The sequence below is a fragment of the Vibrio gallicus genome, assembly GCF_024346875.1.
GTDB lineage: Bacteria > Pseudomonadota > Gammaproteobacteria > Enterobacterales > Vibrionaceae > Vibrio > Vibrio gallicus.
Window position 1 is genome coordinate 474,923 of the sequence record NZ_AP024872.1, and the last position, 22,057, is coordinate 496,979.

The following is a 22,057-nucleotide window of genomic DNA, read 5'->3' on the forward strand; positions in this document are numbered from 1 at the left end:
ATGTCAAAAGATTGCGAAATTTAAGATTCAGAGGCGACCTGTCAAAAAGCAGGCGCTAAACTGTAGTTTTTGCTTATCAATGGAAATCTTAGTGTCGACGTTCTCCACCTATATAAACAGCAAGCGCCATGGCATCGTAGTGCTTGCACTATTTGCCGTGGGTATCAGCCTTATCTCATTACTGGCAGGTCCCTTCAATCTATTATCACATCCTAGTGACTTTGAGGGGCAACTTCTTACTTACCTAACCTATTCTGCAGGTAGTGAAGGATTTTTGGTAACCCTAGCCGTGTTCACTCTAGGCATGTTTTTAACCTCTGATCGTAAAGGCCATTTTATTAAGCTGTGTGTCTGTTTTGGGGTGCTATTGGTATTATGTTTTGCAGGTAAAACCGGCCTTAAAAAACTGACGCAAAGTCCACGTCCATATACTGAAACCCTAGTACAGTTAAAGTTGGTTGACTCAGCGCAAGACTTCTATGCTCATGACAAATATGCCCAAAATGCATTAGTTATGTCAGCTAAAGACGAGGTTTCACCATATCGAATTAACCACTGGAAACACGAGACAGATTACTCATTCCCTTCCGGACACACCGTATTTGTCGCAGTATGTTTGGCCTTTTTTGGAGGCCTGGCGGCTGTTCAAAAACGATATACCATCACAGGTTTGATGTTGGTGTGGGCACTTGGAGTTGCGTATAGCAGGCTATGGCTTGGGATGCATCGCCCGGAAGATCTCTTTGGTTCGATGGCATTTGTGGCATTACTGTATCTAATCATACCCATACCGAAAGCCAAATAGATACCCGCATTTATGAATAACCCATATACAAAAATAGATGGCTGTATATGGGTTTAACTTGTTGTCTTATATCACTATTTATACAGGCTAAATTTCTTAGTAAACTCGCGCAGTGTTTGCGTATCACCAAATAGACAGATCCCAAGATATTCAAGATCAGCCTCTGCGGTTTCTCTAGTGCGCTGCTGCTGGGCCAATGAGCCCCCTTCAATCATAGTGTTGGTAAAATCGGTAAACGTAATCCCGCGATTTAACGCCTCTTCTCTTACCTTACGTATCTTGTTCGAGTTATCGCCCTTTAACACAATGAAGGGATAGTGAGACATATTTGGATGGCAACTGCCGTCTGCGTCTATGTAATCCACATATTGTGTCGCGGTACTGTCCAATTTATTTGAAAGGGCAACACTGAGGTGCCCAAGTACATTAAAACTGCGCCCGATATCCATTTTTTTACTGAGTACGGCAATATAGCGTTTTTGATTTTCATCAGGTAATTGGGTCACGGTTAATCCTTATCGACAATAGTTGGACATAATCACTCACAGGATTTGCTGATATAACAACCCCCTATGACTTTCTATAGTCATTTAATACTAAAGATTTTCTTGGTCCGCAACTCAATATCACATTGCATAGATGGTATTGAGGCCATAAATGTGAGTTAAAAAAACGAATCCTATAGCAAAACATCCCTAGCACGCAGTTTGTTATTGATGTATTTAGAAAAACCGCGCAAAATGGCCACCTTTCAAATCTAATGCACGTAGTGGTCAATAATCAACTACGCTCCTATTAGTCTTTAGGCACTATTCGCCTCCATCATAATTTAAAGAGAATCTATGAGTTTTGACTCCCTTGGTCTATCCCAACCTATCCTCCGTGCTGTTGAGAGCTTAGGCTACACAACTGCATCTCCTATCCAGGAAAAAGCAATCCCTGCGGTCATTGAAGGCAGAGATGTCATGGCTGCTGCACAAACAGGAACGGGAAAGACCGCTGGCTTTACACTGCCATTGCTTGAAAACCTCAGCAAGGGTTCAAAACCACGTGCAAACCATGTTCGCTCTCTGGTATTAACTCCAACTCGTGAACTGGCAGCTCAGATCCAAGACAGTGTGGTTAAATATGGTGCTAACCTGCCGTTAACCTCCCATGTGGTATTTGGTGGCGTTAAGATTAACCCGCAAATGCAAAATTTACGCAAAGGGTGTGATGTATTGGTTGCCACTCCTGGCCGCCTATTGGATCTATACAATCAAAATGCGGTTAAGTTTTCACAGTTAGAGATTTTAGTACTCGATGAAGCTGACCGCATGCTGGACATGGGCTTTTATCGCGACATAAAACGTATCCTAGATCTGTTGCCTAAAAAACGTCAGAACCTACTGTTTTCTGCCACCTTCTCTAATGAAATCCGCGATCTCGCCCGCGGGTTAGTTAACAATCCAGTAGAAGTCTCGGTAAACCCACCCAACTCAACCACTAATCTGGTTGAGCAGAGCGTTTATGTAGCAGACAAGGGTCAAAAGCCCGCAATCCTAGCTAAGTTAATCGAACAAAATAATTGGCAACAGGTATTGGTGTTTAGCAAAACTAAGCATGGCGCAAACCGTCTGGCACGTTTTTTGGAAGAGCGAGACATCTCTGCTCTACCGATCCACGGGAATAAGAGCCAAGGTGCACGCACTAAGGCACTCGAAGGCTTTAAAACTGGAAAGATCCGAGTATTAGTTGCCACCGATATTGCCGCTCGTGGGCTTGATATCCCTCAGCTGCCACAGGTTGTAAACTTCGACCTTCCACACGTATCAGAAGACTACGTACACCGCATTGGACGCACCGGACGTGCCGGAGAGACAGGCAAAGCCTACTCTTTAGTCTGCGCGGATGAAGCAAAAGAATTATTTTCAATAGAAAGGCTTATCGGGAAGCTTATTGAACGACATGAATTGGAAGGATTTAAGCCAGTAAATGAAGTGCCAGAATCTAGGCTTGATACTCGCCCAATAAAGCCGAATAAACCGAAAAAAGCCAAAACGGGCCATCAAGACGGGCAACGTTCAGGTGGCAACTCTAGCGGAAACAAGCCAGCAAACAAGAACAAACGCCACTCAATAAAACCTGGCGCCGGTAGAAGCCCGTCGGGCAGCAAAGAGGGTAACGCCTCATCAGCTCCAAGTAGACCAAGTCGTCGACCACGACGTACTGCTAAGCCTACCGGACCTAAGTCCTAGGTTTTAAGTTTTAGGAGATTGGCGTCGGATATAACGATTTGACACATTCTGCTTTGGTAATTCAGGCACCTGTTTCGTTTCATGATACAGGTGCCTTATTGCTAGCACAGGATGTTTAAGTAGCATTCTAGGCCCCGCGTACACCATTACTTCGCGCATCATCCGCTTCTGCTCTGGTTTGTAGCAATGCACCGGACATTTGTTACAGGTTGGTTTTTGTTGGCCAAAGACACATCGATCTAATCGAGTTTTTGCATATTCCTTTAAGTCGCTGCACTGCGCACACAATCCGTGAATCGTATTATGATGATTTCGACAATAGATCGATATCATTGCGCTCACCGTCTTAAATTCAGTAACGAGTTTACCTTGTAAAACATCAGAATTAGTTTTTTTGGCTTGCACCTTGGCCCCCTTTTATAAGTTGCATTTAGTTTACATTATAACGCCATCAATGTGCACCCTAGTCACTGACTCCCTGAAATATCACCTCCCTATAAGATAATTACACCTAAATATTTCCTATACTCAAGTAGTTACCATTTTATCCCATTCCACTTTTGTGCATAATCGGATATGGTAAAGAATATGCAACACAACGAATATATCTAGGATTTGAGGTACTCATGCTAAAAAGGACTTTGGTAGCGTCTGCAGTTATTTTCTCTCAGTGGGCCTTTGCAAATACCATCGAAACCAATGTTTTGGTCGGCTTTGGACAAGCAAAGCATCCCAATGGGTTTCAACACCTTGACTATGTTAACCCAAGCGCCCCTAAAAGGGGCCATATTACCTATGGAGCAATCGGTACTTTTGATAGCTTTAATCGCTACGGTTCGCGTGGTAAGCCCGGTTCAATGACCGGTGAAATCTACGATACTCTCATGTTCTCACCTAGCGATGAAATCAATACTTCCTATCCACTTATTGCCCAAAATATTCGCCATGCGGACGACTTTAGCTGGATGGAAATCGATATTAATCCCAGTGCAAAGTTTCATGATGGGGTCTCAATCACAGCCCAAGACGTTGAATTTACCTTCAAAAAGTTTTTGGCTCAAGGCGTTCCCCAGTACCGCACCTATTATAAAAAAGTGAAATCAGTCACCGCAATATCAAAGCGTACTGCGCGCATAGAAATGAATCAACCCGACAAAGACGTGCTGTTTTCTCTTGCACAAGGCATGGCGGTATTACCGCAACATTTTTGGAAAGACAAAGACCTTAGTCAGCCCCTGTCACACCCTCCTATTGGCAGTGGTCCCTATAAGATCACCGACTTTAAAGCGGGGCAAAGCATCACCTATTCCCGCGTTAAAGATTACTGGGCAGCGTCACTTCCAGTCAATGTTGGGCGACACAACTTTGATAGTATCTCCTACGACTATTATCGCGATGATACCGTTATGCTTGAGGCATTTAAGGCTGGAGAATATGACCTACGCCAAGAAGGCACGGCCAAATTCTGGGCCACTGCGTACACAGGATCTAACTTTGATAAAGGGTTTATCAAAAAAGAAGAGATAGAGCATCAAATCCCCCAAAGCATGCAGGGGTTTATTTTCAATACCGAGCGTGCGGTATTTCAAGACCCTAAAGTGCGGGAGGCGTTAACCTATGCGTTAGATTTTGAATGGATGAACAAAAATATGTTCTACCAACAATATCAGCGTACTAATAGCTACTTTCAAAATACCGCATATCAAGCCCAAGGTATGCCATCGGCAACGGAAATAGAGATCCTTACACCAATCAAGGCACAAATCCCTGAGCGTGTGTTTGGCCCAGCCTATAAAGCGCCTCACTCTGATGGTTCTGGGCGAATACGTTCTCAGATGCGCACCGCAATCAAGATCCTTAACAGCGCCGGATGGGAGACAAAAAATGGTGTGATGACCCATGTCGAAACCGGTAAGCCTCTAGAGTTTGAATTGATGGCCTTTAGCCCTACGACCGAACGTATAGCCGAACCCTTGAAGAAGAACCTCAGTCGTATGGGCATTAGCATGAAAATCCGCACCGTTGACACCACCCAATACCTCAAGCGTTGGCATGAGCGTGACTACGATATGATATTCCGTTCTTACAGCGCCAATGCCTACCCTAGCCCAAGCCTAAAGATTGTATGGCACAGCCAGTTTATCGATAGTACCTACAATCAAGCGGGAGTAAGAAGCAAAGCTATTGACTACCTTACAGAGCAGATCGACCAGCATCAGCAAGACCCTGAAATGTTAAAAGCGCTAGCTCCAGCATTAGACCGAGTTCTAACATGGAACTTCTATGCGATTCCGGCATGGCACAGCAGTACCTTTCGTGTCGCGAGCTGGGATAAGTTTGCCCGTCCTGATACGCGCCCAGAATATGATTTGGGCTTAGATACCTGGTGGATAGATACCGACAAAGCCCAGAAGCTTCCGGTTAAACGTCGCTAGCCTGAATTCAGTGAAACCCTGAATTATGTCTTAATTTTTATTAGGTTACTAAGCGCTATGTCTGCTTATATTATTCGACGATTATTGCTAGTGGTGCCAACCCTTTGGGCCATCATCACCATCAACTTTTTTGTTATCCAGATTGCACCGGGTGGTCCGGTAGAGCAAGCTATTGCTCAAATGCAGGGCCTTGATTCGGGAGTAATGGAGCGATTTACCGGTGGTGGTCAAGAAGTAAAACTTGAAGCAGCTCAAGATACCAATACTACTGGCTATCGAGGCTCTCGGGGTATGGATCCCGAAGTTGTTGAGGAGATAAAAAAACAGTTCGGTTTTGATAAACCTATGCACCAACGATATCTGGAAATGCTCGGTAACTATATCACCTTCGACTTCGGAGAAAGCCTATTTAAAGATGGTGACGTCATAGACCTGATTGTAGAAAGACTGCCTGTCTCCATATCATTAGGCCTCTGGAGTACCCTAATTATCTATATAATCTCTATTCCGCTGGGTATCGCTAAGGCGATTCATCACGGCACAAGATTTGATATCTGGAGTAGCGCACTGGTTATCGTGGGCTATGCGATACCCGGTTTTTTGTTCGCCATTTTGCTGATTATCTTATTTGCCAGCGGTAACTATCTAGATTGGTTCCCGTTAAGGGGACTGGTTTCTAATGATTTTGAAACCATGACATGGTACCAGAAAATCATCGATTACTTCTGGCACCTTGCCCTTCCTACCTGCGCTATGGTGATCGGCGGATTTGCCACCCTCACCATGCTGACCAAGAACTCATTTTTGGATGAGATAAACAAGCAGTACGTCGTCACTGCCAGAGCCAAAGGGTTAGATGAGGGTGCCATCCTTTATAAACACGTTTTTCGCAACGCTATGCTTATTATTATTGCTGGATTTCCAAGTGCATTTATCTCGATATTCTTTACCGGTTCGATGCTAATTGAGGTCATGTTTTCTCTTGAAGGCATTGGCTTGCTTGGTTTTGAATCTACCCTACAAAGAGATTACCCTGTGGTATTTAGCTCTTTGTATATCATGACGCTACTTGGTCTGATCCTAAGCATAATCTCTGATCTTACCTACTCATGGGTTGATCCGCGTATTGATTTCGAGGCTCGTTAAATGAATCCTATGCTCCGCCTTCGTATTCAGCGCTTTATTGCCAACCGTCGTGGTTACTATTCGCTGTGGCTATTTATGCTGTTGTTTATTATTAGCTTGTTTGCTGAATTGGTCGCCAACGACAAACCGCTGTTTATTAGCTTTAACAACCAATGGTACTTTCCGGTTGTAGTTCAATATTCAGAAATAGAATTCGGTGGCGAATTTGCAGCAGAAGCCGATTATACCGACCCTTATGTGCAAGATCTTATTGAACAAAGCGGCTATATGGTATGGCCTTTGATCCCGTTTAGCTACGATACCATCAACTACAACCTTCCCGGCCCTGCGCCATCTGCTCCAGATAGCATCAACTATCTAGGAACCGATGACCGTGGGCGAGATGTATTGGCCAGAGTCATTTACGGGTTTCGCATTTCTGTTCTATTTGGTTTTGTGCTCACCATAGTTAGCAGTGTCATTGGGGTCATCGTTGGCGCAACTCAGGGCTACTATGGCGGTAAGCTAGATCTGTTAGGGCAACGGTTTATAGAGGTCTGGTCCGGCATGCCTACCCTATTTCTGCTTATTATTTTATCGAGCTTTGTCGAGCCAAATTTTTGGTGGTTACTCGGTATTATGGTGCTATTTAGCTGGATGGGTCTCGTGGGCGTGGTGCGGGCAGAATTCTTACGCTGTAGAAACTTTGACTATGTAAAAGCGGCGTATGCGTTGGGCGTAAGTGATAGCCGGATTATCCTAAGGCATATGCTACCAAACGCGATGGTTGCCACCCTGACAATGTTGCCATTTATACTATCCGGTTCAGTGACCACGCTAACATCTCTCGATTTTCTTGGTTTTGGCCTACCTAGTGGCTCTCCTTCATTAGGCGAACTGTTAGCCCAAGGAAAGGCAAACCTACAAGCACCATGGCTTGGCTTTTCTGCTTTTATCGTATTGTCGGTGATGTTAAGTCTGCTGGTTTTTATTGGCGAGGCGGTGCGAGATGCGTTTGACCCACATGCGGTGGGCTAAAACAACAGCGGGGCGAAAACGCCCCGCTGTTAAATCATACATTATGATTTTTAATTAATTGCTTTGCTCTTTAAAACTTCAATCGATTGCTTTAGTTCATTGGCTAAGCGTGTAGTGGCTAACAAGCTAGATTGGTTTTGACCGGCAATCGAATCTATTGATGTATTTGCCTGACTCAACACATCACTTACGTTGTTATCGAGGCTTTTTAAACATTTTTGAGCAAGTTGCAGGTGTAATTCAGCTTCTTTAATTAAGCTGTAAGCAGATTTATCGATGTCTTTTGGCATTTTCTCGTCCTAGGGCTTGATGGTTAGCAATACTGGGGGGTACTAGCTACGAAAGTAAATGAACACTCTATTAAGTAATACAATTAATTTACCTAAAAATAGTTTAGTTAACTACAAAATAGTTGATCAAATGAGACAAACAGCACAATTGTTTATAAGTCATTCACTCTATAACCCCTATAATTTTACGTAACTCAATGGAAATATCAGTTTATGCCGCAATCAAGCTCAGGCTCGTCGCACCAACAGTTACTACATATTGACGATCTATCGGTCGCGTTTTGTGGTGCAAATAAAAGTATGACTACCGTAACTAAAGGTATTAGCCTCTCTATTTTGCGCGGCGAAACCCTTGCCTTAGTTGGCGAAAGCGGCTCGGGAAAGTCTGTTACAGCCAATGCTATTTTGCGATTACTCCCTAAAGCCGCAACTCGCTATCAAAGCGGTAGCATTCATTTCGACAATCAAGAGCTTTTGACAATCTCAGAACGGCAGATGAGAGGCATCCGAGGGGCACGAATCGGCATGATTTTTCAAGAACCTATGGTCTCTTTAAATCCGCTACACAAGATAGGAAAACAGCTGGTTGAAACCGTTGAGATACACCGAGGTTTACGTCAAAACCAAGCCAAATCGCTGGCGTTGACTTGGTTAAATAAGGTTGGCATTCGAGATCCTGAGCACAAACTTAACGCCTACCCACATCAGTTGTCTGGCGGTGAAAAACAACGGGTGATGATAGCGCTGGCGTTGATCAATGAACCCGAACTACTGATTGCCGATGAACCTACTACGGCACTGGATGTTTCAGTGCAGGCGCAAATTCTTCAGCTGTTAAAGGAGCTTCAATCTGAGCTAAATATGGCGATGCTATTTATCACCCATGACCTGAGTATTGTAAAACGTATCGCCGATAGAGTATGCGTAATGAAGGATGGAGAGATCGTAGAAACAGCGAATTGTGGGCCATTATTTACCTCCCCACAACACCCTTACACCCAAAAACTCATCTCCGCCGCTCCATCGGGTAAACCCGTTGTAGGAAGTAACGACAACCCCAACCTGATATCGGTTAAAGATCTAAAGGTATGGTTTCCTATAACGGGCGGGGTATTTAAACGTATTACAGGTCACGTAAAAGCGGTGACGGATATCAATTTCACCTTAAAAAAAGGGCATTCTTTAGGCTTAGTTGGTGAAAGCGGTTCTGGTAAATCTACTACAGGTATGGCGCTGCTTAAGCTTCTTAATAGTGATGGGGTGATCGAATTTGATGGCCATCAAATATCAAACTTTAACCGCAAGCAGATGTTTCCACTTAGGCATCGCATGCAAGTGGTTTTTCAAGACCCCTTTTCAGCGCTAAATCCAAGGATGTCCGTTGCACAGATCATAGGTGAAGGGCTTAGGGTCCACCAGCAGCTTTCCGACCAGCAAATAGATGAACGGATTTGTCACACCATGCAAGAGGTCGAGCTTAATCCTGATACTCGACATCGTTATCCCAATGAGTTTTCTGGAGGACAACGGCAACGTATTGCCATTGCGCGAGTCTTAATCCTTAAACCAGAGTTTATCCTACTAGATGAACCAACCTCATCGTTAGACCGAACGGTTCAGGCTCAAGTATTGGATCTGCTTAAACGGCTTCAACAAAAATACCAACTTACCTACTTATTCATAAGTCATGACCTGAATGTGGTACGCAGTTTATGCCATAACACTATGGTACTGAAGGAAGGCACTGTGATTGAGTTTGGAGAGACAGAATCCCTATTCACCGCTCCACAACACGATTACACCAAGCACTTAGTGACATTGTCACAATAACGGCTTTTACCCGTAATAGGTACTATTACCAGTACTAAGGATTAGACGTATGCAGAGTATTGAGCAGCTTAACTATATCAGCACCTATTATGAACTAGGCCGTGCATTCGGATCGCAAGTTAATCCGACGCCTTTACAAAGCCCTTATCTCATTCATGCCAATCACGGCCTGGCTAAGCGCTTGGGTATTAGCCTAGATAACCCACAACCGCTTATTGAATTATTTTCAGGACAACAGCAACTGCCGAAATGGCACCCCTTAGCAATGAAATATACCGGACACCAATTCGGTCACTATAACCCTGATCTAGGCGATGGACGAGGTTTGCTACTAAGCGAGTTTATCGACCGCAACAACAATAAATGGGACATGCACCTGAAAGGCAGCGGAAAAACCCCATACTCTCGTAGTGGTGATGGCCGTGCAGTTATTCGCTCTAGCGTAAGGGAGTATCTGGTAAGTGCTGCCATGCAAGGTCTAGGTATAGAAACGACCCAGGCACTAGCCTTAATCGGCTCAAAAACTGAGGTAGAGAGAGAAGATATTGAATATGCCGCAACGTTACTGCGTATCGCGCCAACCCATATTCGTTTCGGTCATTTTGAGTATCTATTCTATAGCGGACAGTCGCACCTTATTTCAGGGCTGGTCGAACACCTGCTCCGCTGGCACCTTCCGCATCTGTCTGAGCGCCAAAACAAATACGAGCTTTTTTATAAAGCCGTAATTAGTAATACCGCAACCATGCTAGCGAAATGGCAAGCCTATGGGTTTTATCACGGAGTAATGAACACCGATAATATGTCCATCTTAGGGCAAACCTTAGATTACGGTCCATTCGCTTTTATGGAAACCTATGACCCAGGCTTTAGTGCCAACCACTCAGATTATGAAGGGCGCTATGTATTCCATCGACAACCTGCCGTTGCACACTGGAATCTTTCGGCGTTAGGCTATGCGTTATCATCGCTTATTGATAAAGAGATCATAGAGTCAGCGCTACAAGATTACCCGCAGCAACTCCAACTCCATTACACCCAATTAATGTGCCAACGTTTTGGCCTAACAACCACTCAAACTAGTGATAGTGACATGCTTAATCGCTGTTTGACACTGATGCAATCGCACAAGCTTGACTATCATTACACCCTTAGGCGCTTATCTGAACTTGATTATGCGCAATGGTATGCGCAGAGCGATTGGCAACACCCTAATTGGATAACATGGCTCAAACAATACCAGCATCGACTTGAGCAAGACCACCTTTCTGACAGCGAGCGTCAGCAAACGATGTGCGCGGTGAACCCTCGCTATTTACTAAGGACTCACCTTGCGCAGCAAGCTATAGATGAAGTTGAAGCTGGCAATTTTGGCATCATAGAGCAATGGTTACAGGTGCTAAGCGACCCTTTCGTTGAGCACCCGTGCCATAGTGATTGGGCATTACCTAACCACAATAACAATCAAGGCATCATCTTGAGTTGCTCATCTTGACCTTCTCCGGTTCAAGGTCGAGTGGTTGTAAGGTTATCGTTTCGACGGTATTGCGCACCAACTGAGTCGTGCTGTGGTTGTTTTGTAACTCAGTAGTTTGTTTATAGGTTTCAGTAGCTAAATATTCCACACCATCAATGGTCACATTGCGGCTTGTTTCACCCGATAAGTTTTGTCCTGACAATTGTGTCAACGATAACAATGGGTCACTTACTGGGGCTTGAGCCATAGATTGTGAGACTCCGATAGTCAGCATAAATCCGACCACAGTACTGCCAACGATAGCGCGTTTAAGTATTCTATTTTTCATTCGATGTTCCCCTAGTTTAATGCTGTATAACCACGCCCAGACATACAGTTACGTACCACTTCACTGTAAGCGCGTTGATTATTTTGTTCAGTGGCTTTACGATTACCGCGATTTCCAAGAACTCCAAGGGTCATACCCACCGCCGCGCCGGTTTTAGCCGCCGAGCTGCCTGAGTTTCCTGAAACGCTTCCCGCAACTGCACCAGCTGTCGCACCTCGCATACCACGCTTAGCCGTTTCTTGAACCAAACCATCCGCTTCTTGTTGCGGTGTTTGCTGTGCCAATCCCTCGCAGTAATGCATATCTTGTTGAAATACATTCGCTTCATATTGGCCGCTATCGTAGATAAGGCCGTGCGCCTGCGCTGGCAGACTGATAAATAAACTGACACAGCTCAGAGTTAGAGCCTTGTAAAGAACACGCATAATCACTCCAAATAGGAATATATTTGACGTAAGTGATTATGCTAGGGTCATTGATGTAAAACGATAAGGTGAAGTTTCATTCACCCATAAATCGTATTTATGTTTCTGGGCGCACCCAAACCTGAGAAAAGTCAAACCAGCCTAACGCATTGCATTTGGCGTTTTGCAGTGAGCCGCAATGGTCTTTGCTGACTCCAAGCCAACAATGAAACATCGGGATGATGAAGTGATGCTCAACTAAAAATCGCCCAATGGCCTTTGCGGGAAATGGCAATTGTGGGTTGATATGCCAACTCTCAATCATTTCGGTCAATTGAGGGTACAATTCTTTATTACCTAGACGGTCAATATCGCTGTATTGCAGCAACCACCCACGCAACATATCATCGCGATGGGTCCCTATCCCCATCGGCTTTAACCACAAATCAACGCTATCCAAATCATCTGGGAACACCTCATAGCGATTAAACTGCACAGTCAGCCCATCTTCTTTGAGCAAGTTGGCAATCGCTTTAGCAATGATTGGAAACATTGGGTGTTGTTTATGATACGCAATAGTGACTGTTGACCCATGTGGAGGCTGCGAGAGTTCAAGGGGTTGTGAGTGATACCAGCCTGGCTTTAATCCGTGAGCAGGTATCAGACCTAGCTCAACAATAGAGGATTGAGGCAACTTAGAAAACAAGTTAAACGAGGTTAGTTTAGAAGCGAAATATTGCTGCCATTGGGTACTTTGACCTAGGGCACTATTATGATTGATCGCCACATAGGTACAGCCTGGATCGAGCGATACATCACTATCTCTACCCTTAGTAGGCAAACCGGGCTGATCAAGGCTTGGGTAAACGATGGCCGAATGGATCTCATCAATCACCCATACCTCCACTCTATCCACCAGCGCTCGATAGCCAAAATAGTTATCAAATGCCTCCAAAATCAGTTGCTTGTCGCTATTAAGTACCACCTTATATGGCCCCGTACCAACGGGTAAACGGTCGAAGTTTTCCATCTGTTGGTGATTCTTAGGTAGGACCTTAGCACTCGATTCCGCCAATATTAGATCAAAGTAGTGATCGCCCTTATTAAGAAAAACATCAACTACAAATGCTGAAGGCGATGTAACGGTCTCAATATGAGCAAATAGAGGCAGTGACGCCAAAGATTGAAGATGTTCGACGATGTCTTTGGTATCTAGCAGCTGCCCATTATGAAAACGCACTTGAGAGCGCAGATAAAAGCGCCAGTGCGTGTTTGAGAACGACTCCCAGCCGTGGGTAAGATCGGGGATAAGGTTGTCATCTACATCTAATTTAGTCAGGCCGCTGTACACCTGATGAATAATATTTTGTTCAGAACGACGGTGAGGTTTTCTGGGATGTAACATAGCTAAAGGTCGATAGTACGGCAGTCTGATTACCTGCTGACCTTCATTATGCTGAACACCTAAGTAATCTTGAATGACCTTAGTTAATCGATTCGGATCTTGATCTAATACCTGCAGCGCATGTTCTATTTTGCCTTGTTCAAGGTAACGTTTGGCGAGTTCCTCACCTACCGCATTACGGTTTTGCTTGAAGATCAATTTTGAGTGCTTACCGCGCCCCGCAGACGGATGCCACTCTATCCAGCCTTCTTCAGTGAGCTTATTCAGGACGATACGTGCGTTACGCCGAGTACAGAATAAGATTTCGGTAATGTCCTCTATACGGGTATCGCTGTCTTTGCCTTCAAAGTGTTCAAATAGCGTTTCAAATTGGATTCTTAAGCGGGGACTACTCATAAAGGGGAAATTCCGAACAAAAAGATAAATTCATAATTTCCTTATTTTAGCACTTTGTTTTGCCAAGGTGCAGGCTTTACAGGCGAGTAATTCCCGTGATTTCAATAATTTGCTCGATTAGATTTGAATCAAGTTTCATCGACCACCGGCTCTGGGCATCATGAACAACTAATACATCTCCCATGATCTGTAACGCCTCTGTTTGAGCTTGTAGGGTTAAGCGTTGCACCCCTTCAATACGAATCATAATTTCAAGTGGCGTGACCACTATCTTACCCAGTTCAAAATCAAGGGTCATAACACACCTACTCTGGACTTACTACCACGCACCATTACCGTCAACCGCGAGGCACATATCAACTGCTGTTGCTGGTTAAAGATATCAATTCCCCAAATTTGGGTTTTAGCACCAAGATGGATAGGTCTTGCGACTCCAGTAACCACCCCATCCCTTACCGCTTTTATATGATTGGCATTTACTTCCAATCCTACACAAAACTCACCTTCCTCAACGCAAAGGTTTGCCGCCACGGAGCCCAATGTTTCAGCAAGTACTACAGATGCACCGCCATGCAGCATTCCCAAAGGCTGATGAGTGTTGGTGGTGACTGGCATGGTGGCACTTAAACTGTTGTCGCTAATGTCACTGTATTTAATGTTGAGATGCTCAATAAGGGTATCTTTAGAGCTGGCGTTTAGCTTTTGTAATGTGGTTGTTCTTTTCCAAATCGTCACTATCTATATCATCCCTATTTAATTTTGGTGTCGCATTATAAAAAACGGCAAAAACCGCTAACCCAGTATATCCTTTTTATAATTGATTTCGGAACCATCACTATGAAGTTTACTAATCGTATTGCAGCTTGGATTTTCGCTATTATTTTAGTGGGTTGTAGTACCTCACCAACGGGCAGGAATCAGGTCATTCTTTTTTCTGATAGCCAGATGTCACAACTTGGTGCCGACTCTTTCCAACAAATGAAAAAAGAGCAGCCCATCAGCAAAGATACCGCGGTAAATACATATGTGCAGTGTGTTACCCGTCAAATATTACAGCAGGTACCAAAACAGAAGGAATTTAGCCAATGGGAAGTGGTGGTATTTGATAGCCCACAAGTCAACGCGTTTGCATTACCCGGAGGTAAAATCGGTGTATATACAGGGCTGCTTAAGGTTGCCGTCAACCAAGACCAATTGGCAACCGTTATTGGTCATGAAATAGCGCATGTGTTGGCAGATCATGGCAATGAGCGTATGTCTCACGCCCAATTGGCTAACGCAGGGCTGCAAATATCCGATGCCGCACTATCTAATCAAGAGTATCGCAATGAAATTTTAGCCTTAATGGGCGCAGGTGTTCAGTATGGGGTGTTATTACCCTATGGTCGCACTCAAGAGAGTGAAGCCGATATTGTTGGGTTGAAATTAATGGCAAAAGCCGGATTTGACCCATACCAAAGCGTTGAACTGTGGAAGAATATGGCAAAAGCATCTGGCGGCAATCAACCACCGGAATTACTCTCCACTCACCCATCACACGATACTCGAATAAAAGATTTAACCGCAGAAGCAAAAATATTGCCTAACACCAACCAACAACAGCCTCATTGTAGCGCCCCTTAATCTATGCAGACTAGGTCTAACAATAGTGACCAAACTCGCATTTTTTTGGTTTTAGCGTATAATATCGCGAAAAATACATTAGCAAGGTAATGAGATGTCTATAGAAGCAACCCTACTGCAACGTAGCGGCGATAAATGTGAACTTTGTTCTTCAACTTCGAACCTAAGCCCATTTGCGGTTGCCCCACATACTCAAGTTACGGTAGATCACGGCGCTATGCTTTGTGAAACCTGTCGTACTCAAATTGAAGACCAAGAGCAAATGGTTGTAAACCATTGGCGTTGCCTAAACGACAGCATGTGGAGTCAAGAGGCTCCAGTTCAGGTACTGGCATGGCGTCAATTGACTCGTCTAGCGCGCACAGAAGCTTGGGCTCAAGACCTTCTAGACATGATGTACATGGAAGAAGAGACCAAACTTTGGGCTGAAACTGGCATGGAAAATGACGGTAAAAAACACGTTGATTGCCATGGTGCACCTCTGGCAAAAGGCGACACAGTTACTATCATCAAAGATCTTCCTGTTAAGGGGTCTTCAATGGTGGTTAAAATCGGTACTATGGTTCGAAATATCAGCCTAGCTCAAGATGACCCAGAACTGTTTTCAGGTAAAGTTGAAGGCCAATCTATGTGGTTACGTTGTGAGTTTTGCCGTAAGAAATAATCAAGCCTTAATTAAGGCTTGATATAAAAGAGGCGCCAATAGGCGCCTCTTTTTGGTTTTCTTTTTATTAAAAAGACAATCAAATAGTTTAGCGCGGTATTAGCTCACTAAACCAAAAACCCTTCACATGCGGATTTTTGGTCTCATCCACATATTTTTCATCCAGCGGCTTATACACATTATCTCCACTATCAAATACCACGGGCTGACTGAAGTTCGGACCGTCAAAACAGAAAGTATGAAATTCCCCATTCTCTCCACATGGGTCCACCTCTGGTGGCAAGGCATTGATCCAATCTTGGGTAATGGTCGCCCCCACATGTGATTCATCTAAATACTGGTCGTTAATACAACAAGTGACCGTTTTGAACCCTAACGCTAAGAACTCTTGAATCACCTCTGATGTATCACGCTTCCATAGCGGGTAGATACCTTTTAGCCCAATCTTGGCTAGATTATTATCACGATATTCACGTAAATCCTCTAGAAAGATATCTCCGTACACCACATGAGTAACCCCCTGTGATTGGTACTCCAGCAATACGTCTTTCATTCGCTGTTCATATTCGTCATATGAATCTTGCTCGACCCACATTTTAATCAGTGGTAAGCCTAATGATTCGGCTTGGTTTTCGAGTAGCTCTTCACGAACCCCATGCATTGAAATGCGACGATATTCTTTATTTAGGGTAGTTAATAGTGCGACAACTTCGACATCAGGTCTTTGCTGTATCTTATGTAACGCCAGCGAAGAATCTTTGCCTCCACTCCACGTAAAAATAGCCTTTATCATTCAATTCCTTAGTTATTGAGGATCACTTGCTTACTTTTGCGCCAAAAGGCATTGTGACCTAGTTCTCCATTTACAGATTTCATCAAATTCTGCATTCCAATTACAGCGTTGTTTTTTGCGCTAGAGCACACATTATACATATGCACCCCTAGTCGTATAAACTTACACTTTATAATCAACAATACTAAAATGTACATAATAATCAACATCTTATATTTTCAATGAATTCACACCCTTCATTTCACATCATGTAATTGCACATGCAATTCATAACCTTAGATTGCTTTTTTACGGGTTAAAACCGCTGCTGAGTTTATATAACCTTAGTCGCAAGTGCTCTTTTGAGATTTGAAGCACTCTCCCAAATTAAAGGACCTAAAAAATGAAGAAACTGACCCTTACCGCTATCGCTGTAGCTGCAGCTTTCGCTGCAAGCGCAAACGCTGCTGAAGTATACAAAGCTGATAACCTAGCTCTTTCTGTAGGCGGCCGCGTTGAAGCACGTACTGAACTATCAGACCAAGGCAAAAACGACGTACTAAAAAACGACTCTCAAGCTGATATTTCTCGTGCTCGTCTAAACGTTGATGCAAAAACTAACATCACCGACGATATCTTCGCTCACGGTTTCATCGAGAATGAATACACTAAAGATAAAAGCAACAATACTCGTTACCTATATGTTGGTATCGGCAACGCGAACAACGAAGTGCAATATGGTAAAACAGATGGTTCTCTAGGCCTTATCACTGACTTCACTGATATCCTGAACACTTACGGCGCAGAAGCAAGCAGCAAATCTGTTACAGCTGACCGTGCTGACAACCAAGCATTGTACATCGGTAACTTTGGTGACCTAACAGTTAAAGCTAACTACAACAGCGGCGGCGAAGCTGTAAAGGTTAACGGTCAAAGCCTAACAATCCAAGATGGCTACGGCGCAGCAGCTAGCTACGACTTCCACCTATTCAAACTTGGTGCAGGTTACGCAGAAGAAGCATACAACGCTGGTGCTCGTACTTCTGACGACCACAGCAAAAACCTTCTTGTTGGCCTAAGCTCTAACCTAACTGACGCTCTTTACGTTGCAGCTCTATACGTTAACGGCTCAAAAATGGGCGATGACTTCCAAGGCTATGAACTTGCTGGTTCTTACGCGTTCACTGAGAAGCTGACTCTTGCTTCTACTTTCACTAGCGCGAAATTCGACTCTGAGAAAAATCTTAAAGATGACACTCGTGACCAAGCTGCACTTGACCTTGGCTACCAGTTCACTGATTACTTCAAAACTTACGCTGGCGTAAGCAAGAAGTTCACTCAAGACGAAGAACTTAAAGGCATGCTAGGTGCTAAAGTAACTTTCTAATTCGTTAGAACTGATTACACTCAATTATATGAGCCTCGCTTTAGCGAGGCTTTTTTTGGTTGAAACAAATAGGTTTTTAGGTTTTTGACTCCTTCTTCCCTTTTTATTACTTTATACAATTTTCAACTGGCATAAAAAAGGTTCATCGCGGATTAGTGGGAACTGAAAACAAAAACGGTAGTTAGTGGTAAGGTTACATCGCCAAACACAACCTTTTACAAACTACCGTTTTCATGCCGAATAATACTTTCCTATCGTCGTTCTGGGAAGGCTTTCAGATCGTAAAGTCTTATAAAACTGATTCATTAATCTCTATCACCTTAATTCCTGATACCCCTGCATACTGTTCTTGTGGTCAAGTTTCTGACTCTATTCATGACACTCAGTGGCGAACGCTTAAGGATGCGATGATGCTAGGCACACCCGTCGAATTACTCGTTCAAACTCGGCGCATCAGGTGTTCAAATTGTGGTATCAAGACTGAGTCTATTTCTTGGGTTAAGCCATATTCTCGCCTTACCAATCGGCTGATTGATTACATTGAGAATCTATTACCATTGCTACCCATCAAACACATTTCAGAGCTTACTGGGGTGCACTGGCACACCATCAAAGAAATAGATAAGCAACGTCTGAAGCGTGTCGTACCTGAGGTTCCTTGGGGTTGTTTGCGTCAACTGGTCATGGATGAGTTTGCCATATTCAAGGGGCATCGTTACGCCACTGTTATCGCCGATGCACAAACGCATCAAGTACTTTGGATTGGTCTAGGTAGAAGTCGTAAAGATATACGTCCGTTCTTTGAAATGCTTGGAGAGCATGCTCAAAATATCGAAGTTGTGGCAATGGATATGAACACCGCTTTTGACCTAGAGGTTCAAGCTCATTGTCCAAAGGCTTGTATTGTCTATGACCTTTTTCATGTCGTCGCTAAGTTTGGTCGAGAAGTTATGGATAGAGTTCGAGTAGATCAAGCCAACCAACTTAAAGATGACAAAAGTGCACGGCGTTGGGTCAAGCGCTCACGTTGGGTATTACTGAAAAATAGAGAGAACTTAAATACTAAGCAACAAAGTTACCTGGATGAAATACTTGCGGTTAACCGTGACTTAATGGTGACCCATTTACTTGGTGCTCAGCTCAAGGAGCTCTGGTACTGCGACTCGGAAAAACAAGCCAAAGACCTTTGGGAAATATGGTGGCAGCAAGTCCATGAAAGCGGAGTAAAACCGCTCATAAACTTCGCTAAAAAGCTGAAACCGTACCTTCATGGGATAGTGTCTTCAGCTTTGTATCATTTAAATACATGCACCTTGGAAGGGATTAATAACAAGATCAAGCTAATCAAAAGAATGGGCTATGGGTACCGAGATACGGATTACTTCTTTATGAAGATAAAAGCGGCCTTCCCCGGAAAGCCGCGATGAACCATAAAAAAACCCCGCCCAAAAGCGAGGTTCAAATTACAAACTTTGACTATTAACGAACAATACCAATATCTTTTTGGACATGCTCTGACAAGTCTGACACATAGTAGCTTGATGTTGGTTGGCTCTTGCCAAACAAGATATCTACTAGGTGCATGATCAATCCTTTGAAATCTATTGAATAGCTCTTTTTATCCTGTGAGCTAGGTACTGAAATTGTATCGATGTGCATTACTTGTGCCATGGTAAGCCTCTGCAAAAATTAGTTAAAACTCAATGATTTCTGCGAAGGAATATAAGCAATTAGTGGCTTTTAATAAAACGAGTAAAATTATAGAAATGCATTAGTTTTTCTAATGACACATCCTTGCAACATCAAACATTGTTGCATATGCGGCTATGGGTAATTAAAGTACATATTTGTGCAAATTATGCGCTTACAAATCAACATTGATACAATAACTCCCGCTATATTAACAATAATTTAACATTGGATTTTGTGATATCTAGCGATTATGGCCTAATTTTATTTGGGACTCAAAACGCAGGGGTTGTTCAGCAATCATCTGAATAAAACACTCTGCCATGGTCATCTCGGTTACGACACTATCCGGCTCACTATACAAAATAGCGCCATAGCCTTCCTTACCCTTCATCGTATAAGCCGATGACGTGCCACAATAAATTTTATCTGATTGTGGTTTGCGCCACGTACCTCGTTCGAGTATCTGTAATTCCGCAACTCTACTGCCCTTTGGTGCATTCAAATCCAATGTATACTTTAGGTTATGACAATAAGGAAAACTGCCAGAGCCCGTACCTTGTACATCCAGCGCGTTATCTATCGCCCCTTCGAGAATATCGGCTAGATATTGTCCCTTGATCCTATACACACCAATGGGTACAGCAAACGGTAGTAGCTTTCCAGCAATATCAGCATGGCTTAAAGGTCCTGAATTTAAAGAACAGCGAACCCCTCCTGCATTGTGAATGGCAAAATCAACCTCATGCCCGATACCGCGCATTGCTTCTAGAAATGATTCAGCAACCATAGGGCACAGTTCACTTCCCCCTTGTTCATCCGGAATTCGAACATGCCTTAATCCATCGGCCAAATGACCAAGAATCGTCGTTTGCAGCGCATGTACCGTAGGACGATATACGCTATTAATGTGTTGTTGGATGTGTTGGTCTTTAATGCACCTGACTACGTTGTGGTGTTCAAACAGACGCTTTGAGATGTAATCATAGTGCTGGATGCATTTTGCGTCAGTCATGCTGGCATCGATACATAATCTCCGGCCAACCAGTAATTCATTTTTCCCCGAAAATGCCACTACTCTTCCCTGTTCATCGAAATCAATATCACAGTGTCCTAGTGTTTGTGCATGCATTCCTGCTTGAACAATGTAAGTATCACCCACACGCTTTCCATACTCATCTTTCGACTTAATACCCAAGTCATTAAAGTCGCCCTGTAATACGTGCGAGTGCCCACCCACAATCACACTGATCCCCGAAACCGTATTCGCTAACTCATGGTCGGTATCGTAACCTAGATGGCTAAGTAATATAATCTTGTTAATGCCTGCTTGTTTGATCTCGTCAACCGTGTTGCGTGCAGTATCAATAGCATTAATAAACCCTGTATCTGGATCAGGGTTGGCGATCTCTGACATCTTATCAATCGACAGGCCAAATATAGCGACTTGCGTATCATCAACGGTTTGCGTAATCCAGCAAGCGGTTCCCGTTGCATTGTTATAAGGCTTCAAGCTGTTAGTGCTACTCAATCTATGAACTTTATGTACAGCCTCATTTGATAAATCCCAATTTCCACACAGTAACGGGAAATTAATTTGATTGGCAAAATCAAACACCGGTTGATTACCCATATCTAACTCATGATTTCCCAAGGTCATGGCGGTTAGACCTAAGCGATTCAATAAATCTGAATTCGCTTTCCCTTTAAATAGAGAGAAATAGAGTGTCCCCTGAAAGCAGTCGCCTGCATGTAAGAACATAAACGCGCGCTTATCTACCCAAGCTTGGTGTTTCAATTGCTCTGTTCTAGATTTAATACGCGCAAACCCACCGACACTAACGTACGGCGTGTATTGACGATTATCTATATTGAGCTCGAGTTGAACAGTAGAAGGCTCGAAATAAGAGTGTGTATCATTGATATGGGCGATGCGGATCTGGGTTACCGTTTTGGGCATAGATTTCATTTCTTAATTTAGGACACCCACCATTCTAGTGAGCGGCGTTAAGCTCACCTTACTCTAAAATAGAGTGAAGTAAACCCTATCTGTAATCCTACTGAAGATGCTCACCATATGATGGAAAAATTGCTCTGTAAATAACATCTTACGTATAAGGTTTTGTATATACTTACAGCAAGGTAACAGTAG

Annotated in this window: 22 protein-coding genes; 11 read left to right on the plus strand and 11 right to left on the minus strand. The window is 43.6% G+C overall.

What is annotated here, in order from left to right:
- The first annotated feature begins 91 nt into the window (after positions 1-91).
- The gene (locus tag OCU28_RS13785; RefSeq protein ID WP_261818251.1) at positions 92-805 is read left to right on the plus strand and encodes a phosphatase PAP2 family protein; all 714 of its coding nucleotides are present in this window, start codon (positions 92-94) and stop codon (positions 803-805) included.
- Positions 806-879: 74 nt separating this feature from the next.
- On the opposite strand, the gene OCU28_RS13790 is transcribed toward OCU28_RS13785, so the two are convergent.
- On the minus strand, positions 880-1,311 hold the full coding sequence (locus OCU28_RS13790; RefSeq protein WP_261818252.1) for a DUF2000 domain-containing protein: 432 nt from the start codon (positions 1,309-1,311) through the stop codon (positions 880-882).
- A gap of 336 nt (positions 1,312-1,647) precedes the next feature.
- On the opposite strand from OCU28_RS13790, the gene OCU28_RS13795 reads away from it, so the two are divergent.
- Positions 1,648-3,042 (plus strand): DEAD/DEAH box helicase, encoded by a 1,395-nt coding sequence (locus OCU28_RS13795; RefSeq protein ID WP_261818253.1) that lies wholly within the window; start codon positions 1,648-1,650, stop codon positions 3,040-3,042.
- Between the two features lie 3 nt (positions 3,043-3,045).
- Here the strand turns inward: OCU28_RS13795 and OCU28_RS13800 are convergent, their stop codons facing one another.
- Positions 3,046-3,375, minus strand: coding sequence for a nitrous oxide-stimulated promoter family protein (locus OCU28_RS13800; RefSeq protein WP_261818275.1), 330 nt, complete (start codon positions 3,373-3,375; stop codon positions 3,046-3,048).
- Between the two features lie 293 nt (positions 3,376-3,668).
- Between OCU28_RS13800 and OCU28_RS13805 the strand changes: the two genes are divergently transcribed.
- From OCU28_RS13805 to OCU28_RS13815, 3 genes are read left to right on the plus strand one after another with little or no spacing between them, the layout of a single operon-like run.
- Positions 3,669-5,477 carry an extracellular solute-binding protein gene (locus OCU28_RS13805; RefSeq protein ID WP_261818254.1) on the plus strand — a complete coding sequence of 603 codons (1,809 nt, stop codon included), beginning with the start codon at positions 3,669-3,671 and terminating at the stop codon, positions 5,475-5,477.
- 57 nt (positions 5,478-5,534) lie between these two features.
- Complete coding sequence (locus OCU28_RS13810; RefSeq protein WP_261818255.1) at positions 5,535-6,623, plus strand: microcin C ABC transporter permease YejB; 1,089 nt, start codon at positions 5,535-5,537, stop codon at positions 6,621-6,623.
- Entirely contained in the window at positions 6,624-7,640 is a 1,017-nt protein-coding gene (locus tag OCU28_RS13815; protein WP_261818256.1) for an ABC transporter permease, read from the plus strand.
- Between the two features lie 50 nt (positions 7,641-7,690).
- On the opposite strand, the gene OCU28_RS13820 is transcribed toward OCU28_RS13815, so the two are convergent.
- The gene (locus tag OCU28_RS13820) at positions 7,691-7,930 is read right to left on the minus strand and encodes a hypothetical protein (RefSeq protein ID WP_261818257.1); all 240 of its coding nucleotides are present in this window, start codon (positions 7,928-7,930) and stop codon (positions 7,691-7,693) included.
- 213 nt (positions 7,931-8,143) lie between these two features.
- On the opposite strand from OCU28_RS13820, the gene OCU28_RS13825 reads away from it, so the two are divergent.
- Positions 8,144-9,760: an ABC transporter ATP-binding protein gene (locus tag OCU28_RS13825; protein ID WP_261818258.1), complete on the plus strand. Its 1,617-nt coding sequence runs from the start codon at positions 8,144-8,146 to the stop codon at positions 9,758-9,760.
- A gap of 49 nt (positions 9,761-9,809) precedes the next feature.
- On the plus strand, positions 9,810-11,255 hold the full coding sequence (locus OCU28_RS13830) for a protein adenylyltransferase SelO (RefSeq protein ID WP_261818259.1): 1,446 nt from the start codon (positions 9,810-9,812) through the stop codon (positions 11,253-11,255).
- Here OCU28_RS13830 and OCU28_RS13835 read toward each other — a convergent pair.
- From OCU28_RS13835 to OCU28_RS13855, 5 genes are all read right to left on the minus strand, one after another.
- Positions 11,233-11,565 carry a hypothetical protein gene (locus OCU28_RS13835; RefSeq protein ID WP_261818260.1) on the minus strand — a complete coding sequence of 111 codons (333 nt, stop codon included), beginning with the start codon at positions 11,563-11,565 and terminating at the stop codon, positions 11,233-11,235. The genes OCU28_RS13830 and OCU28_RS13835 overlap by 23 nt on opposite strands.
- Before the next feature lie 11 nt (positions 11,566-11,576).
- A complete protein-coding gene (locus OCU28_RS13840) occupies positions 11,577-11,990 on the minus strand; it encodes a glycine zipper family protein (RefSeq protein ID WP_261818261.1) in 414 nt (137 codons plus the stop codon).
- A gap of 97 nt (positions 11,991-12,087) precedes the next feature.
- Entirely contained in the window at positions 12,088-13,770 is a 1,683-nt protein-coding gene (locus tag OCU28_RS13845) for an SgrR family transcriptional regulator (protein ID WP_261818262.1), read from the minus strand.
- A 76-nt stretch (positions 13,771-13,846) separates the two neighbouring features.
- A complete protein-coding gene (locus OCU28_RS13850) occupies positions 13,847-14,068 on the minus strand; it encodes a DUF3389 domain-containing protein (protein WP_261818263.1) in 222 nt (73 codons plus the stop codon).
- Positions 14,065-14,505: a hotdog fold thioesterase gene (locus OCU28_RS13855; RefSeq protein WP_261818264.1), complete on the minus strand. Its 441-nt coding sequence runs from the start codon at positions 14,503-14,505 to the stop codon at positions 14,065-14,067. The genes OCU28_RS13850 and OCU28_RS13855 overlap by 4 nt, the downstream gene beginning before the upstream one ends.
- 102 nt (positions 14,506-14,607) lie before the next feature.
- On the opposite strand from OCU28_RS13855, the gene OCU28_RS13860 reads away from it, so the two are divergent.
- Together OCU28_RS13860 and OCU28_RS13865 are read left to right on the plus strand one after the other, a co-directional pair.
- Positions 14,608-15,393 (plus strand): M48 family metallopeptidase, encoded by a 786-nt coding sequence (locus OCU28_RS13860; protein WP_261818265.1) that lies wholly within the window; start codon positions 14,608-14,610, stop codon positions 15,391-15,393.
- Between the two features lie 94 nt (positions 15,394-15,487).
- A complete protein-coding gene (locus OCU28_RS13865; protein WP_261818266.1) occupies positions 15,488-16,057 on the plus strand; it encodes an alkylphosphonate utilization protein in 570 nt (189 codons plus the stop codon).
- An 88-nt stretch (positions 16,058-16,145) separates the two neighbouring features.
- Here OCU28_RS13865 and OCU28_RS13870 read toward each other — a convergent pair whose 3' ends face one another.
- Entirely contained in the window at positions 16,146-16,850 is a 705-nt protein-coding gene (locus tag OCU28_RS13870) for a Dph6-related ATP pyrophosphatase (protein ID WP_261818267.1), read from the minus strand.
- Positions 16,851-17,232: 382 nt separating this feature from the next.
- Here OCU28_RS13870 and OCU28_RS13875 point away from each other — a divergent pair, with 382 nt between their 5' ends.
- The gene (locus tag OCU28_RS13875; protein WP_261818268.1) at positions 17,233-18,216 is read left to right on the plus strand and encodes a porin; all 984 of its coding nucleotides are present in this window, start codon (positions 17,233-17,235) and stop codon (positions 18,214-18,216) included.
- A 233-nt stretch (positions 18,217-18,449) separates the two neighbouring features.
- Positions 18,450-19,643 (plus strand): ISL3 family transposase, encoded by a 1,194-nt coding sequence (locus tag OCU28_RS13880; RefSeq protein ID WP_261816841.1) that lies wholly within the window; start codon positions 18,450-18,452, stop codon positions 19,641-19,643.
- Between the two features lie 52 nt (positions 19,644-19,695).
- Here OCU28_RS13880 and OCU28_RS13885 read toward each other — a convergent pair whose 3' ends face one another.
- Together OCU28_RS13885 and OCU28_RS13890 are read right to left on the minus strand one after the other, a co-directional pair.
- Positions 19,696-19,887, minus strand: a complete 192-nt coding sequence (locus tag OCU28_RS13885) for a hypothetical protein (protein WP_261818269.1) — start codon at positions 19,885-19,887, stop codon at positions 19,696-19,698.
- A gap of 262 nt (positions 19,888-20,149) precedes the next feature.
- Positions 20,150-21,874 (minus strand): bifunctional metallophosphatase/5'-nucleotidase, encoded by a 1,725-nt coding sequence (locus OCU28_RS13890; protein ID WP_261817492.1) that lies wholly within the window; start codon positions 21,872-21,874, stop codon positions 20,150-20,152.
- Between the last annotated feature and the right edge of the window lie 183 nt (positions 21,875-22,057).

Excerpts from the sequence above, each read along its gene's own strand:
- OCU28_RS13815 (WP_261818256.1), top strand. The coding sequence starts at position 6,624 with ATGAATCCTATGCTCCGCCTTCGTATTCAGCGCTTTATTGCCAACCGT.
- OCU28_RS13880 (WP_261816841.1), top strand. The coding sequence starts at position 18,450 with ATGCCGAATAATACTTTCCTATCGTCGTTCTGGGAAGGCTTTCAGATC.
- OCU28_RS13865 (WP_261818266.1), top strand. The coding sequence starts at position 15,488 with ATGTCTATAGAAGCAACCCTACTGCAACGTAGCGGCGATAAATGTGAA.
- OCU28_RS13870 (WP_261818267.1), bottom strand. The coding sequence starts at position 16,850 with ATGATAAAGGCTATTTTTACGTGGAGTGGAGGCAAAGATTCTTCGCTG.
- OCU28_RS13835 (WP_261818260.1), bottom strand. The coding sequence starts at position 11,565 with ATGAAAAATAGAATACTTAAACGCGCTATCGTTGGCAGTACTGTGGTC.
- OCU28_RS13890 (WP_261817492.1), bottom strand. The coding sequence starts at position 21,874 with ATGAAATCTATGCCCAAAACGGTAACCCAGATCCGCATCGCCCATATC.
- OCU28_RS13825 (WP_261818258.1), top strand. The coding sequence starts at position 8,144 with ATGCCGCAATCAAGCTCAGGCTCGTCGCACCAACAGTTACTACATATT.
- OCU28_RS13885 (WP_261818269.1), bottom strand. The coding sequence starts at position 19,887 with ATGGCACAAGTAATGCACATCGATACAATTTCAGTACCTAGCTCACAG.
- OCU28_RS13820 (WP_261818257.1), bottom strand. The coding sequence starts at position 7,930 with ATGCCAAAAGACATCGATAAATCTGCTTACAGCTTAATTAAAGAAGCT.
- OCU28_RS13805 (WP_261818254.1), top strand. The coding sequence starts at position 3,669 with ATGCTAAAAAGGACTTTGGTAGCGTCTGCAGTTATTTTCTCTCAGTGG.
- OCU28_RS13810 (WP_261818255.1), top strand. The coding sequence starts at position 5,535 with ATGTCTGCTTATATTATTCGACGATTATTGCTAGTGGTGCCAACCCTT.
- OCU28_RS13845 (WP_261818262.1), bottom strand. The coding sequence starts at position 13,770 with ATGAGTAGTCCCCGCTTAAGAATCCAATTTGAAACGCTATTTGAACAC.
- OCU28_RS13860 (WP_261818265.1), top strand. The coding sequence starts at position 14,608 with ATGAAGTTTACTAATCGTATTGCAGCTTGGATTTTCGCTATTATTTTA.
- OCU28_RS13830 (WP_261818259.1), top strand. The coding sequence starts at position 9,810 with ATGCAGAGTATTGAGCAGCTTAACTATATCAGCACCTATTATGAACTA.
- OCU28_RS13875 (WP_261818268.1), top strand. The coding sequence starts at position 17,233 with ATGAAGAAACTGACCCTTACCGCTATCGCTGTAGCTGCAGCTTTCGCT.
- OCU28_RS13795 (WP_261818253.1), top strand. The coding sequence starts at position 1,648 with ATGAGTTTTGACTCCCTTGGTCTATCCCAACCTATCCTCCGTGCTGTT.
- OCU28_RS13850 (WP_261818263.1), bottom strand. The coding sequence starts at position 14,068 with ATGACCCTTGATTTTGAACTGGGTAAGATAGTGGTCACGCCACTTGAA.
- OCU28_RS13840 (WP_261818261.1), bottom strand. The coding sequence starts at position 11,990 with ATGCGTGTTCTTTACAAGGCTCTAACTCTGAGCTGTGTCAGTTTATTT.
- OCU28_RS13800 (WP_261818275.1), bottom strand. The coding sequence starts at position 3,375 with ATGATATCGATCTATTGTCGAAATCATCATAATACGATTCACGGATTG.